Origin of the sequence: Bradyrhizobium sp. TM239 (assembly GCF_036247985.1) — a bacterium.
GTDB lineage: Bacteria > Pseudomonadota > Alphaproteobacteria > Rhizobiales > Xanthobacteraceae > Bradyrhizobium > Bradyrhizobium ottawaense.
Window position 1 is genome coordinate 234286 of sequence record NZ_BTIR01000012.1, and the last position, 14514, is coordinate 248799.

14 protein-coding genes and 1 pseudogene are annotated in these 14514 nt (G+C 65.0%); 10 read left to right on the forward strand and 5 right to left on the reverse strand.

Features of this window, described 5'->3' with window-relative positions; all coding sequences use genetic code 11:
* Nucleotides 1-43 precede the first annotated feature (43 nt).
* From AABA84_RS22490 to recQ, 5 genes are all read left to right on the forward strand, one after another.
* On the forward strand, nt 44-1615 hold the full coding sequence (locus AABA84_RS22490; RefSeq protein ID WP_212253825.1) for an amidase family protein: 1572 nt from the start codon (nt 44-46) through the stop codon (nt 1613-1615).
* 261 nt (nt 1616-1876) lie between these two features.
* Entirely contained in the window at nt 1877-3178 is a 1302-nt protein-coding gene (locus AABA84_RS22495; RefSeq protein WP_212253826.1) for an O-acetylhomoserine aminocarboxypropyltransferase/cysteine synthase family protein, read from the forward strand.
* 12 nt (nt 3179-3190) lie between these two features.
* Nucleotides 3191-4189, forward strand: coding sequence for a homoserine O-succinyltransferase MetA (metA, locus tag AABA84_RS22500; protein ID WP_212253827.1), 999 nt, complete (start codon nt 3191-3193; stop codon nt 4187-4189).
* 105 nt (nt 4190-4294) lie between these two features.
* Nucleotides 4295-5038 (forward strand): polysaccharide deacetylase family protein, encoded by a 744-nt coding sequence (locus AABA84_RS22505; protein ID WP_212253828.1) that lies wholly within the window; start codon nt 4295-4297, stop codon nt 5036-5038.
* Between the two features lie 138 nt (nt 5039-5176).
* Nucleotides 5177-7042 (forward strand): DNA helicase RecQ, encoded by a 1866-nt coding sequence (recQ, locus tag AABA84_RS22510; RefSeq protein WP_338313159.1) that lies wholly within the window; start codon nt 5177-5179, stop codon nt 7040-7042.
* Between the two features lie 187 nt (nt 7043-7229).
* Here recQ and AABA84_RS22515 read toward each other — a convergent pair whose 3' ends face one another.
* Nucleotides 7230-8246 (reverse strand): 1-aminocyclopropane-1-carboxylate deaminase, encoded by a 1017-nt coding sequence (locus AABA84_RS22515; RefSeq protein WP_212253830.1) that lies wholly within the window; start codon nt 8244-8246, stop codon nt 7230-7232.
* Between the two features lie 158 nt (nt 8247-8404).
* Here AABA84_RS22515 and AABA84_RS22520 point away from each other — a divergent pair, with 158 nt between their 5' ends.
* The 3 genes from AABA84_RS22520 (at nt 8405) to AABA84_RS22530 (ending at nt 10745) form a co-directional block, all read left to right on the forward strand.
* Nucleotides 8405-8869, forward strand: a complete 465-nt coding sequence (locus AABA84_RS22520) for an Lrp/AsnC family transcriptional regulator (RefSeq protein ID WP_212253831.1) — start codon at nt 8405-8407, stop codon at nt 8867-8869.
* A 45-nt stretch (nt 8870-8914) separates the two neighbouring features.
* A complete protein-coding gene (locus tag AABA84_RS22525; RefSeq protein WP_212253832.1) occupies nt 8915-10078 on the forward strand; it encodes a PLP-dependent cysteine synthase family protein in 1164 nt (387 codons plus the stop codon).
* Between the two features lie 106 nt (nt 10079-10184).
* Nucleotides 10185-10745 (forward strand): carboxymuconolactone decarboxylase family protein, encoded by a 561-nt coding sequence (locus tag AABA84_RS22530; protein ID WP_212253833.1) that lies wholly within the window; start codon nt 10185-10187, stop codon nt 10743-10745.
* Between the two features lie 14 nt (nt 10746-10759).
* Here the strand turns inward: AABA84_RS22530 and AABA84_RS22535 are convergent, their stop codons facing one another.
* The gene (locus AABA84_RS22535; protein ID WP_212253838.1) at nt 10760-11005 is read right to left on the reverse strand and encodes a diguanylate cyclase; all 246 of its coding nucleotides are present in this window, start codon (nt 11003-11005) and stop codon (nt 10760-10762) included.
* Nucleotides 11006-11052: 47 nt separating this feature from the next.
* Complete coding sequence (locus AABA84_RS22540; protein ID WP_212253839.1) at nt 11053-11925, reverse strand: hypothetical protein; 873 nt, start codon at nt 11923-11925, stop codon at nt 11053-11055.
* A 215-nt stretch (nt 11926-12140) separates the two neighbouring features.
* On the opposite strand from AABA84_RS22540, the gene AABA84_RS22545 reads away from it, so the two are divergent.
* Nucleotides 12141-12386, forward strand: a complete 246-nt coding sequence (locus AABA84_RS22545) for a hypothetical protein (RefSeq protein ID WP_038972815.1) — start codon at nt 12141-12143, stop codon at nt 12384-12386.
* Nucleotides 12387-12395: 9 nt separating this feature from the next.
* Here AABA84_RS22545 and AABA84_RS22550 read toward each other — a convergent pair whose 3' ends face one another.
* On the reverse strand, nt 12396-13331 hold the full coding sequence (locus AABA84_RS22550) for an alpha/beta hydrolase (RefSeq protein WP_338308998.1): 936 nt from the start codon (nt 13329-13331) through the stop codon (nt 12396-12398).
* Between the two features lie 120 nt (nt 13332-13451).
* On the opposite strand from AABA84_RS22550, the gene AABA84_RS22555 reads away from it, so the two are divergent.
* Nucleotides 13452-14339: a branched-chain amino acid aminotransferase gene (locus AABA84_RS22555; protein WP_212253835.1), complete on the forward strand. Its 888-nt coding sequence runs from the start codon at nt 13452-13454 to the stop codon at nt 14337-14339.
* Nucleotides 14340-14376: 37 nt separating this feature from the next.
* Here the strand turns inward: AABA84_RS22555 and AABA84_RS22560 are convergent.
* Nucleotides 14377-14514, reverse strand: a pseudogene (locus AABA84_RS22560) (IS481 family transposase); the annotation flags it as partial.

Consider the following 14514-nt stretch of genomic DNA (forward strand, 5'->3'; position numbering starts at 1 on the left):
CGCCATCCGTAACCTCCGCCGCGCAATTTTCAGGAGATGCGACGTGGCGAAGAAGACGGCCAAGAAGACTGCCAAGAAGAAGACTGCTTCGAAGAAACCGGCGAAGACCTCCGGCAAGACCAGCGCAAGCCGCAAGGCCGTCGTTGCGAAGAAAGCCAAGAAGGTCGTGCAGTTCAAGCCGGCTTCATCGCGCCGCCCCAAGGGACCGGCCTGGCAATGGTCGGCGGTGGAGACCGCGGCTGCGATCCGCTCCGGCGCAATCTCCGCCGTCGAGACCGTCGAAGCGCATCTCGAACGGATGCGGGCCGTCAATCCGAAGCTGAACGCCGTCGTTGTCGATCTCTCGGAAGAGGCGTTGAAGGCCGCGCATGCCGCGGACAAGCAGCGCGCCAAGGGCGGCGCGCTCGGCCTCCTGCATGGCGTGCCCATCACCATCAAGGAAAACGTCGACTACGAAGGCCGGCCGAACTTCAACGGCGTGCCCGCCAACAAGGACCTGGTCGCGCCGTCGGATGCGCCGGTCGTGCGCAACCTGAAGAAATCAGGTGCGATCGTCATCGGGCTCACCAACACGCCGGAATTCTCCTTTCGCGGCTTTACCGACAATCCGCTGCACGGGCTGACGCTCAATCCCTGGGATCCCAATATCACCTGCGGCGGCTCCTCGGGCGGTGCGGGTTCGGCGGTCGCCGCCGGCATCGGCACCATCGCCCATGGCAACGACATCGGCGGCTCGCTGCGCTGGCCCGCGCATTGCAACGGTGTCGCCACCATCAAGCCGACGCAAGGGCGCATCCCCGCGTTCAACGCAAGCGCAACGGCCGAGCGGCCGATGCTGGCGCATCTGATGTCGGCGCAGGGGCCGCTCGCGCGCCACGTCGCCGACGTTCGCCTTGCGCTCGAGGTGATGAGCCGGCGCGATCCGCGCGATCCCTGGTGGGTGCCGGCGCCGCTGGTCGGCGAGAGGCCGAAGGGGCCGATCAAGGTGGCGCTGGCCAAGATCCCCGAGGACATGGAGGTCGACCCCTCCGTGCGCGCGGCGCTGCGCCAGGCCGCCGATCATCTCGAACGTTCCGGCTATCGCGTCAGCGAGGTCGAGGTGCCCGACATCAACGGCGTCTGGCAGACCTGGTGCGACATCATCACCAACGAGACCGTAGTGATGCAGGAGGCCGGCATGCTGAAGGTCACGTCCGAAGATTTCCACAAGGCCTGGGGCGGCATGAAGGACAAGGCCAATGTGCTCGATCTCAAGGCCTGGATGCAGGCGACCGCCGCGCGCAACGGCCACATCCGCGCCTGGCAATTGTTCTTCGAGGAGTACCCGGTCGTGCTGGCGCCGACCACGGTGAAGCCGACGCCGGGCCCGCGCGAGGACACGGTCAGCGCCGAGCGCGTGCGCGAGATCTTCTGGGGCGAGATCCGCTTCATCTCCGCGATCAATGTGCTGGGCCTGCCCGGCGCCGTGGTGCCGGTGGCCGTGCACGATGGTAAGCCGATCGGCGTGCAGCTCATTGCCGGGCGTTATCGCGAGGATCTCGCGCTCGACGCAGCGGCCGCGATCGAGAAGCGCGCCGGCGTGTTTGCACACAGGCTGTGGGAGAGCATGGTTTAGTCCACGATTGTCGCCGCATTGGCGGCGCCGCCTTTCTCCGCAAGGAGAAGGCATGGCGCCGCCACGGCCGTGCAGGTTGCACTTCGTTAATCCGCTTTAACCCGAATCCCGGCCAATTCGCCGACAAGCGTTAGGGTTACTTCCTCGATCTCTATGCGAATTATTGTCCGCTTTACCACCCGCCTCTAACACGGGGGCGGCGGACAACGCACATGCCCATTAGGCCAATAAGTGCGGCCCGCCCCACGCGGAGGTGGCACGATGCGCAACGAGACGATCGCTATTCACGCCGGCTACGAGCCCGAAGCGACCACGCACGCGGTCGCCGTGCCGATCTACCAGACCGCGGCCTACGCTTTCGACAGCGCCGATCACGGCGCGGCGCTCTTCAATCTCGAGGCCGAAGGCTTTCGCTACAGCCGCATCGCCAATCCGACCAGCGCCGTGCTGGAGAAGCGTATCGCCCAGCTCGAAGGCGGCATCGGCGCACTCGCGGTCGCGACCGGCCAGGCGGCGCTGCATTTCGCCTTCGTCAACGTCGCCGATCACGGCGGCAACATCGTTTCCATGCCGCAGCTTTACGGCACCACGCACACGCTGCTCTCGCACATCCTGCCGCGGCAGGGCATCACCGGCCGCTTCGCCGAGAGCGACAAGCCGGAGGCGGTCGAGAAGCTGATCGACGAGAACACCCGCGCGGTGTTCGCCGAGACCATCGGCAATCCCGCCGGCAATGTCTGCGATATCGAGGCGCTGGCCAAAATCGCGCATGCGCATGGCGTGCCGCTGATCGTCGACAACACCGTCGCAACCCCGATCCTGCTGAAGCCGTTCGACTACGGCGCCGACATCGCCGTGCACTCGCTGACAAAGTTTCTCGGAGGCCACGGCACCACGCTCGGCGGCGCCATCGTCGATTCCGGCAACTTCGCGTGGGCGAAATACGCCGACCGCTTCCCGGCCTACAACAGGCCCGACGCCTCCTATCACGGCCTCGTCTATGCCGAGCGCTTCGGCCGGACCGCCTATATCGAGCGCGCGCGCAGCGTCTATCAGCGCACCATGGGCTCGGTACTGTCGCCGTTCAACGCTTTCCTGCTGCTGCAGGGCATCGAGACCGTGGCGCTGCGCATGGAGCGCCATGTCGAGAACGCGCGCAAGGTCGCCGAATTCCTCCGCAAGGATCCGCGCGTTGCCTGGGTCAACTACACCGGCTTTCCCGACAGCCCCTATTATCCGCTGGTGCAGAAATATCTCGATGGCAACGCCTCCTCGTTGTTCACCTTCGGCATCAAGGGCGGGATGGAGGCGGGCAAGTCTTTCTATGACGCGCTGAAGCTGATCACGCGCCTCGTCAATATCGGCGATGCCAAGTCGCTGGCCTGCCATCCGGCCTCGACCACCCATCGCCAGATGTCGGCGGAGCAGCAGCGCGTCGCCGGCGTGCTGCCGGAGACGATCCGGCTCTCGATCGGCATCGAGCATGTCTCTGACATTATCGAGGACATCGATCAGGCGCTGGACAAGGCCTGCCTCTCGGCGCGCCTCGAGGCCGCGGAGTAGGCGGCGGCGCCAATGACGATCTTGATCGACAAAGATCAAGTCATATCGAGCCCGGCGCTGGTGCCCGCCGAGCGCGATCTCGCGCGCGATCGCAGCGGCGAGCTCACGATCGGGCTCGTCAACAACATGCCGGATCCGGCGCTGAAGGCGACCGAGCGGCAGTTCTTGAAGCTGCTTCAGGCCGCGGCCGGTCCGCGCCGCATCCGCTTCCATTGCTTCTCGCTTCCCAGCGTGAAGCGCTCGCCGGAGGCGAAGTGGCATGTCGAGAGCGAATATTCCGACCTTTCCAATCTGAAGCGCCAGAAATTCGACGGGCTGATCGTGACAGGCGCCGAGCCGGTTGCGCCCGAGCTCGACCAGGAGCCTTATTGGCGTGATCTCGCCGACCTCATTGACTGGGCCAAGGCCAACACGCGCTCGACGATCTGGTCGTGCCTTGCCGCGCATGCGGCGGTGCTGCATCTCGACGGCATCGCACGGCGGCGGCTGCCGGCCAAATGTCACGGCATCTTCGATTGCGAGGCCGTGACGAGCGATGCCCTGACGCGCGCCGCGCCGGCGCCGCTGAAGGTGTCGCATTCGCGCCTGAACGAGCTCGCGCAGAGCGACCTGGAGCAGGCCGGTTATCAGGTGCTGACACGCTCGGCCGAGGCCGGCGTCGACATCTTTGTTCGCCAATATGCCAGCCGGTTCGTGTTCTTCCAGGGCCATCCGGAATATGACGCGCTGTCGCTCCAGCGCGAATACCTGCGCGACATCGGCCGCTACCTTGCGCGGGAGCGTGAGACTTATCCGCGCCTGCCCGTGAGCTATTTTGACGCAGCGACGGAAGAGAAATTGGTCCGCTTCGAGAAGAAGACGGCGCACCAGCGCCATCCGGCACTCACCAACGAGCTGCCTGGGCTGAATTTGCGCGCCGATATCGGCGCCGGCAGCGCGGCGGCGGTGCTTTTTCGCAATTGGTTGCAATATCTCAGTGTGGAAGCCGAAGCGCCGGTCCTTGCGCGTTAGCGGAAGGATGTTGGTTCCGCGTTAGGATTACCCAGGCGTTAGGCTTGCCTCGATCAGCGCGCGAATGTTTCAGTACAGACATACGGAATCACGGGAAACGCAGTCGTGTGGTCGGCACTCCAGGGACGCGTGAGCAATCGGCTGGCCCGGCATTTCCGCGCCGCGCCGCACCGGCTGCCCGCGCATGTGCCGATGGTGAGCTTCACCTTCGACGATGCCCCGGATAGCGCTGCAGGTGAGGGCGCCGCGCTTCTCGAAGAGCATGGCGGCCGCGGCACGTTCTATCTCGCCGGCAGCCTGATCGGGCAGCCGTCGGACCATTGGCATGGCCTGTCGGGCGATGCAATCGTGCGGCTTCACCGCGCCGGTCACGAGATTGCCTGCCACACCTTCTCGCACCAGAGCTCGGCCAATCTCGACGAGGCCGCGATGGCGCGCGAGATCGAGCGGAACCGCGCTTATTTTCGCAGCATCGATTCCTCGATCAATCTGGAGAACTTCGCTTATCCCTATGGGATTGCATCGGTCTGGCGCAAGCCGCAGCTCGCCAAAGCCTTCCGGTCGGCGCGCGGCATCCTTCCCGGCGTCAACAGCGACGTCATCGATCTCCAGTTCCTGCGTGCTTCACCTTTGGTCGATTGCGAGATCGACAGAGCGGGCGTCGATCGCTATTTCGACGAGGCGGTGGCGAGCGGCGGATGGCTCATCTTCTATGGCCATGACGTCGCAAGCGCCCCGAGCCCCTATGGCTGCACCCCGGACCTGATGCGTCATGCGCTGGAAGCCGCCGGGCAGCGCAACATGCCGATCGTGACGGTCGCAGAGGCGCTGCGCAGGATCGGGGCCTAGGGCCTATTCACCTGTCCCCGTAAGAATGGAGAGAGGGAGGAGGCGGCAGCGCCTCGACCCTCAAACGCTCTTGCCACGCCGACGCCAGCATGCGACTGGCCTTGTGACGAATCTCTTGGCCTTGTTCCCCGAACGCCCATGAATGCCCCTTCCACCGCTCCGCGACCTGCGCCGGCCAACGGCCGCGACGCGCTGTCGGTGCTGCATTCGGTGTTCGGCCTGCCGGGCTTTCGCGGTTCGCAGGGCGAGATCATCCGGCACGTCACGGGCGGCGGCAATTGCCTGGTGCTGATGCCGACCGGCGGCGGCAAATCGCTGTGCTATCAGCTGCCGTCCCTGCTGCGCGAAGGCTGCGGCATCGTGGTGTCGCCGTTGATCGCGTTGATGCGCGACCAGGTCGCCGGTCTGCTCGAGGCCGGCGTCAACGCCGCCGCGTTGAACTCGTCGCTGAGCTTCCAGGAGGCCTCCGACATCGAGCGGCGCCTGCTCGCGGGCGATCTCGATCTGCTCTATGTCGCGCCGGAACGCCTGGTCACGCCGCGCTGCCTGTCGCTGCTGGCGCAGGCCAAGGTGGCGCTGTTCGCGATCGACGAGGCGCATTGCGTCTCGCAATGGGGCCATGATTTCCGCCCCGAATATGTCGGCCTCTCTATCATCGCCGAGCGCTTCCCCGACGTGCCGCGCATCGCGCTGACCGCGACCGCCGACGAGTTGACGCGCAAGGAGATCGTGGCGCGGCTTCAGCTCGCGGACTCGCCGCAGTTCGTCTCCAGCTTCGACCGGCCCAACATCCGCTATGAGATCGTCGACAAGCGCAGTGCGGTGTCGCAGTTCAAGGAATTCATCCGGGAGCGCCATGCCGGGGACGCCGGCGTGGTCTATTGCCTGTCCCGCAACCGTGTCGAGGAGGTCGCCGCCGCGCTCGACGAGGCCGGCATTGCCGCGCTGCCCTACCACGCCGGGCTCGATAGCCAGGTGCGCTCGCGCAACCAGGACCGCTTTCTCAACGAGGATGGCATCGTCATCGTCGCGACCGTCGCGTTCGGCATGGGCATCGACAAGCCCGACGTGCGTTTCGTCGCCCATCTCGACCTGCCCAAGAGCATCGAGGCCTATTACCAGGAGACCGGGCGCGCCGGCCGCGACGGCAAGCCGTCGGCGGCCTGGATGGCCTACGGCCTCTCGGACATCGTGCAGCAGCGGCGCATGATTGACGAGTCCAGCGGCTCCGACGACTTCAAGCGTGTATCGATCGGCAAGCTCGACGCGCTGGTTGGTCTTGCTGAGACTGCACAGTGCCGGCGCAAACGGCTGCTGGCCTATTTCGGCGAGACCGAGACCGCGAACAATTGCGGCAATTGCGACAACTGCCTCACGCCGCCAAAGATGCGCGACGGCAAGGTTCTGGCGCAAAAGCTGCTGTCCTGCGCCTACCGCACCGGACAACGTTTCGGCGCGATGCACCTGATCGACGTGCTGATCGGGCGCCTGACCGAGAAGGTGACGCAGTTCGGCCACGACAAGCTGTCGGTGTTCGGCATCGGGCGCGAGCTCAACGAGAAGCAGTGGCGCACCGTGCTGCGGCAATTGGTGGCGATGGGGCATTTGCAGAGCGACAGCGAAGCCTATGGCGCGCTGAAGCTGACCGAGACCGCCCGCGGTGTGCTGCGCGGTGAGACCGAGGTGTGGCTGCGCGAGGAAGCGCCCGGCACGCGCATTCGCGCAAGCCGCGGCAAGTCCCGCCGCGGCGATCTTGCGCCGGCGGCAAACGCGCCGCAAGGCGATGTCGACCCCGAACTGCGCGCGCGGCTGCGCTCGTGGCGTTCGGACATTGCGCGCGAGCGCGGCGTGCCAGCCTATGTGGTGTTGCACGATGCCACCATCGACGGCATCGTCCGGGCCTGGCCGACGACACTCGACGAGCTGCGCAACGTGCCCGGCATCGGCGACAAGAAGCTCGAGCATTACGGCGACGAGCTGCTGCAGATCGTCAGGACGCGGTAGGGGGCGCTCTTAACTCCGCTGTCGTCCCGGACAAGCGAAGCGCAGATCCGGGACCCATACCGCGTGATCTATCGGTTGCGATCGGTCGAAGTACCGAACTCCGAGTCTTCGTCAAACGCCTTCCTGTGGTTATGGGTCCCCGCGTTCGCGGGGACGACAGCGGTGTGTATGGCGCGAGCAGAACCTCTCACCCATTCCTAAACGCGTAAGCATACCCGTTCAGCGCGGGCGCGCCGCCGAGATGCGCGTACAGAATCTTCGCGCCCTTCTCGAAATAGCCCTTCTGGGCGAGGTCGATCAGGCCCTGCATCGACTTGCCCTCGTAGACGGGGTCGGTGATCATGCCTTCGAGACGCGCGGTGAGGCGGATCGCCTCCTTGGTCTCTTCCGACGGCACGCCGTAGGCAGGATAGGCGTAGTCCTCGATCAGCACGACGTCGTCGGCGACCAGCTCCTTGCCGAGCTCGACCAGCTTTGCTGTGTTCTGCGCGATCTCGAGCACCTGTGCCTTGGTCTGCGCCGGCGTGAAGGACGCATCGATGCCGATCACCTTGCGGGCGCGGCCGTCGGCGGCGAAGCCGACCAGCATGCCGGCATGGGTCGAGCCGGTGACGGTGCAGACGACGATGTAGTCGAACTTGAAGCCAAGCTCGGCTTCCTGCTTGCGCACCTCTTCGGCGAAGCCGACATAGCCGAGGCCACCGAACTTGTGCACGGAGGCGCCGGCGGGAATGGCGTAGGGCTTGCCGCCCGCCGCCTTCACCTCGTCGATCGCCTGCTCCCAGCTCTTGCGGATGCCGATGTCGAAGCCGTCGTCGACGAGGCGCACGTCGGCGCCCATGATGCGCGAGAGCATGATGTTGCCGACACGGTCATAGACCGCGTCCTCGTGCGGCACCCAGGCTTCCTGTACGAGGCGGCACTTCATCCCGATCTTGGCGGCGACCGCCGCGATCATGCGGGTGTGGTTCGACTGCACGCCGCCGATCGAGACCAGCGTGTCGGCGTTGGAGGCGATCGCATCCGGGATGATGTATTCGAGCTTGCGCAGCTTGTTGCCGCCATAGGCGAGGCCGGAATTGCAGTCCTCGCGCTTGGCGTAGACCTCGACATTGCCGCCAAGATGCTTCGACAACCGCTCCAGCTTCTCGATGGGCGTCGGGCCGAAGGTCAGGGGGTAGCGCGGAAATCTGTCGAGCTTCATGGGTCATCCCGTTGGGCGTTGGCGTTGCCATCTGCCTAGCATCACGTTTGAAAGAGGTGCTTTCAAATATTGCGGACATATTGCGCTTCTTCTTGCGTAAACGACCAATATCCCTGATAATTCTTCCATAATATTGCGTATCTTTGAAAGCTTCTTTCATGTCTGCCCGGCTCGATCGCACCGACCTTAAGATATTGAGATTGCTGCAAAACAACGGTCGGCTGAGCAATGCCGAGCTGGCCGAAACAGTCGCAATCAGCCCCGCCACCTGCCACCGCCGCACCCAGCGCCTGTTCGAGGACGGGTTCATCGCCACTGTGCGCGCCATGATCGCGCCGAAGAAGGTGGCGAAGGGCACCCTGGTGATGGTCGGGGTCGTGCTCGACCGCTCGACGCCGGAGAGCTTTGCGATCTTCGAGCAGGCGATCGCCAAGCTGAAATTCGTGCTCGATTGCCACCTCGTCGCCGGCGACTTCGACTATTTCCTGAAAATCCGCGTCGGCGACATGGAGGATTTCAACCGCATCCATGGCGAGCAGCTGATCGCACTGCCCGGCGTGCGCCAGACCCGCACCTTCTTCGTGATGAAGGAAGTCGTCGACAACGCGCCGCTGGAATTTTGACCAGAAGCTATTGATGCGCGATACGCATCATGAAAGATTCGTTCGATGCAGACTTTCCCTTTCCGCCAGCACAATCCGGCCGGGCCGGCCTACCGGCGCGGCTGGGTCGACCAGGCCGTGGCCGCGATCGAGGCCGATCAGTGCCGCACCGCCGACACGCATCTGATCCGGCTGATCGTGCCGGCGCTATCAGGCATCGACATCTACCTGAAGGATGAGTCCACCCATCCGACCGGCAGCCTGAAGCATCGCCTCGCGCGCTCGCTGTTCCTCTACGCGCTCTGCAACGGCCACATCCGCGAAGGCACGCCCGTCGTCGAGGCCTCGTCCGGGTCGACCGCGGTGTCGGAGGCCTATTTCGCGCAGATGATCGGCGTGCCCTTCTACGCCGTGATGCCGCGCACGACCTCGGCGGAGAAGATCGCCGCGATCGAGCATTATGGCGGCAATTGCCATCTGATCGACGACGGCCGCGCGCTGTATGCGGAGGCCGCCGCGCTCGCCGCGCGCCTGAACGGCCATTACATGGACCAGTTCACCTTCGCCGAGCGAGCCACCGACTGGCGCGGCAACAACAACATCGCTGAATCGATCTTCACGCAATTGCAGGGCGAGCCGCGGCCGTTGCCGGATTGGATCGTGATGGGCGCCGGCACCGGCGGCACGTCGGCCACCATCGGACGCTATCTGCGCTATCGCCAGTATCCGACGCGGCTGTGCGTCGCCGATGTCGAGCATTCCGCCTTCTTCGATTGCTTCCGCTCGCAGGACCGCTCCCGTGTTTGCGACCGCCCGTCGCTGATCGAGGGCGTCGGCCGGCCGCGTTGCGAGCCCTCCTTCGTGCCCGGCGTGGTCGACCGCATGATGAAGATCCCGGATGCGGCCACGATCGCGGCGATGAACGTGTTGTCGCGCCGGCTGCGCCGCACGGTCGGCGGCTCCACCGGCACCAATTTCCTGGCGCTGTGCCGGCTCGCCTCGGAGATGCGGCAGGCGAACGTGACGGGATCGCTGGTGACATTGATCTGCGATTCCGGCGAGCGCTACCGGCAGACCTATTATGAGCCCGAATGGTTGAAGGCGCGCGGGCTCGATCCGACGCAGTTCGAGGCCAATTTGTCGTCGTTTCTCGCGACAGGTGAGCCGCTGACGCTCACCGTCGACGATTTCGCAAATCCCCAGAGCGCACGAGGCCCCGAGGCGACATAGCCGAATTTGTCGGAACGCCCGCTTGGCGTGCGATGTCACGGCAACTTCACTTGCGTTGCGCGCACCTGCGGGCAAGCCTCGTATTCTCAACGAGGAGATTTCCACCGTGCGCCTTCCCATTCTCGATCCGAAGGATCTGACCGACGAACAGAAGCCGCTCTATGACGACATGCGAGCCGGCATCAAGGACCACTTCAAGGGCTTCGTGAACATGCGCGACGACGGCGCGCTGCTCGGGCCCTGGAATCCCTGGGTCCGCGAGCCGCGCTTCGGCAAGCCGGTGTGGGAGCTGGTCAAGGCGATCGCGTCGAACCCGCTGCTGCCAGCTCCGGTGCGCGAGGTCGCCATCCTCGTCACCGGCTCGCATTTCCGCTCCGGCTACGAGCTCTATGCCCATGTGCTGGTCGCCGAGCAGCGCGGCCTGTCCGACGAAAAGCTCGCGACCATCGTCGCCGGTCAGCGGCCGGTGGATCTCACCAGGCAGGAGGCCATCGCTTATGACGTGGCAGCCGCGCTGGTCGGTGGCGGTGTGCTGCCGGAATTGACCTGGCGCGCCGCGGTGAAGGAGTTCGGCGAGCACGGCGCGGCCGAGCTGTCCTATCTCGTCGGCGTCTATTGCATGGTCTCGGTCACGCTCAATACGTTCGACGTGCCGGTGCCGCACTAAAAGCTGCGTCCTTATCACTCCGCCGCCTTGCTTGCAGGCGGCGGAGCTGCGAAGGCGATGCAGCGATTGCGGCCCTCGGCCTTGGCCTGGTAGAGCGCATGATCGGCCGCGCCCATCAGCGCGTCGATTCCGGACATGCTGACGGCGGCCTCGGCGATGCCGATGCTCACGGTGAGGCCAAACTGAATCTCGCCGGCAACGATTTGCGCGCCCATCACGCGCTTGCGGATGCGATCCGCCACGGTCCTTGCACGAGACAGGCTGGTCCCGGGAGATCCGGTTTACCACCTATCCACCATGATCCCAGTCAGTTGCGGACCGCATAGAGCGGCGTTCGCAACGTCACCTGGTAGGACGGCTTCGGCATCCAGGCGATCTGCGCGGTGATGCCGAACAGGCGGTTGTCGTTGTCGTCCATGCGATCGAGGTCGAGCCGCAGGATCGGCTGCGTAAAAGACTCCGCCAGCGTCCGGCCCGCGAGCTGCGCCCCGCCGAACGACTGCAGGCCGAGGCGCCCGGTGAATTTCCAGTTGCTCGGCCATTGGTAATAGCCGCCGGCATAGACGATCGTGTTCGGCCGGATGCTGGCGAACGGGCTGGCGATGGTGGTGGTGGTGTATTGCATGCCGGCCAGCCAGCCCCGCGTCTCGTCCTCGTCGAGCGCGTAGTCGAATTCCAGGATGTTGTTGAACGAGTTCGTCATGCCCTGATCGTTCGGCACCGATTGCGTCAGGGTCGATTGCAACGTGATGGTCGGGATCGAGCCGCCATTCTGCCGATAGAGGTCGGCCTGCACGCCAATGTTCCAGCTTGTGATGTCGAACGTCGACCAGCCGCCGCCGATGTCGGTCGTCGAGCCTGACACGCCGCCATAGAGCGAGACGCGGTCGTTGACGTCGACGGTCAGCGGCAGGTCGACGGCAATCGATTTCGCGGCCGGCAAGCCGTTCGACGGCGCTGCGCCTCTGCGCACCGCCAAAGCCTGGAGCGCGGCCGACAGTGACGTGTTGCCGAAGCCAAGCCCGAGCGTGCCCGCCGGAATCGTCGCATAGGTCGTGCGCAGATCGAGATAGATGTTCGGGACCGCCGGCTTTGCCGGTGCGTCCTCCTCGGCCTCGGCGGAAAAGGCGGCGCTGGTCGAAATCGTCAGACAGGCCAGTCCCAATGCGACAGTGCGCAAAGCCGGACGATGCGATGGGCTGTGATGGGACACGTGACAATCCGACGCGCGGGGACTGTATGGCAAGATCGTGTGCTAGATGGAACGTGATCGTTCCCGTGGTCAAGCGCTATCCGCAAACGATGGACGGCATCGATGTGCGCGGCTACCTTGTCGCGATTGTACCGATACGCTCGCCGGCCAAAGTGCAGGCCGGACTATGGAGGACGACAGCCATGACCACGTCACGCCGCATCCTGCTCGCCGGAATGGCGGGGCTTGCCGTCGCTCCGACCGCTGTCGCGGCCGCACCCGCGCCAGTGCGCGATGACGCGACGGTTGCCGAAGAACGCTTTGCGCGCATGATCGCTGCCGCACATGCGCCCGATGTCACCTGCGCCCGGCAGGCCGAACGTTATGCGGACGCGCATTGGCCTGACTATGTTGTGGCAGCCAGGGCCGTTATCGATGCGCGCGCCTGATTCGCGCTCTTACCTCGCAACCGCCCGCCGCACCTGCTCGCCGATCTGCGACAGCACCAGCTGCGCCTGCGGCAGGATCGCGCCCATGGCGTGGAAATTGTGAACCATGCCGTCGTGGCAGACATGCTCGACGGCGACGCCCGCGGCGAGCAGCTTGCGGGCATAGGCATTGCCTTCATCGCGCATCGGGTCGTACTCGGCCGTGTGGATGATCGCGGTCGGCAGGCCCGTGAGCCGCGTTGCCCGCAAGGGAGAGACGCGGGGATCGGCGGTGTCGATACCGTCAGGCAGATAGTCGGAGAGATCGGCCTCGATCGTGACGCGGTCGATGAGATGGCCCTCGGCAAAGGCCTCGCGTGAGGGCGAGGTTTCCTCGAAATCCAGCACCGGGCAGATCAGACATTGCGCGGCGATGGCGAGGCCTGCGGTCTGCGCCGCCTCCTGGCATACGATGGCTGCGAGCGTTGCACCGGCGGAATCGCCGCCGACCACCAGGCGGTCGGCGTCGATGCCGAGCGAATCGGCCTCGCGTGCAACCCATTCGGTGGCGGTGATCGCGTCGTCGATCGCAGCCGGGAATTTGTGCTCCGGCGCGAGCCGGTAGTCGACCGAGACGAGGCGGCAGCCGGTGGCATGCGCCAGCGCCGCCGCGATGCGATCATGCGTGGCAATGCCGCCCGCGACCATGCCGCCGCCATGGAAGAACACGAAACCAGGCGCACGCTCATCGGCATTTGCAGGCGTGTAGAGCCGATAGGGCAGTTCGCTGGCGCGGCCGGGCAGCATACCGTCGCGCGCCGTCACATCCGGCGCATCGGTGCGCGCGAACTGCATCAGCTTGGCCAGCGATTGCCGCCGCGCCTCCACGCTCGGCCGGCCCCTCGCCCGCGGCCCAGCCGCAGCCATCATGGTCAACAAGCGCTTTGCGAGCGGATCGAGCGACATGCTGCTTCCTTTTTCCCCTGGCAGAAGAGGGTAACCCACCAATTCCGCGCAGGGAATCATTTAGATGTTGCGTCCAATAGTGGCGCTATCATGCGGCAGCACGCCAAGGGGAGGCCTGATATGGCCGAGATCAGGAAGCCGATCGAATATTCGCCGAGCTGGACCTTCTTCGAGGGCAAATGGCACGACGGCAATGTGCCGATCATGGGGCCGCGCACGCATGCGGCCTGGCTCGGCTCGATCGTGTTCGACGGTGCACGCGCGTTCGAGGGTGTCGCACCCGATCTCGACCTCCACCTTGCCCGCGCCAATCAATCCGCGATCAATTTTGGCCTGAAGCCGGTGGTCGATACCGGCACCTGGCTCACGCTCGCGACCGAAGGCATTGCCCGCTTTGCGGCCAATGCCGAGCTCTACGTCCGTCCGATGTATTGGGCGCAGAACGGCTCGGGCGGCGGCGTGCTGTTCGACCCCGAGACCACCAATTGGTGCCTGTGCATCTACGAGGCGCCGATGCCGAAACCCGTCGGCAACGCCATCACCCTGTCGCCATTCCGCAGGCCGACCGCCGAATGCGCTCCGGTCGAGGCGAAGGCCGCCTGCCTCTATCCGAACAATTCGCGCGCGCTCGCGGAAGCCGCGTCCCGCGGCTTCCAGAACGCGCTGATGCTCGACATGCTCGGCAACGTCGCCGAGTTCGGCAATTCCAACGTGTTCATGGCCAAGGACGGCGTGGTCTATACGCCGGTGCCGAACGGCACCTTCCTCAACGGCATCACGCGCCAGCGCGTCATCACCCTGCTTCGCGGCGACGGCGTTACCGTGGTCGAGAAGACGCTGCGCTATGCCGACTTCCTGGCTGCCGACGAGATCTTCTCCACCGGCAATTTCGCCAAGGTCGCCCCGGTGATCCGCATCGACGAGCGCGAGCTGAAGCCGGGCCCGTTCTACGCCCGCGCGCGCAAGCTCTATTGGGACTTTGCGCATGCGGTGAAGCTGGCGGCGTAGCTGCCATTTACTCCGTTGTCATCGCCCGGCTTGATGTTTAGACCGGAGACATAGCTGACGCCTGTTCGGACACATCACTGACAGGTTGGCCATTGGTCAAGTCGATAGATGCGACCTGCCAGCTGGCAAAGAAGACGCCGTATTGGCCGTCGCGATTGAGCGGCCTGATGGCGAG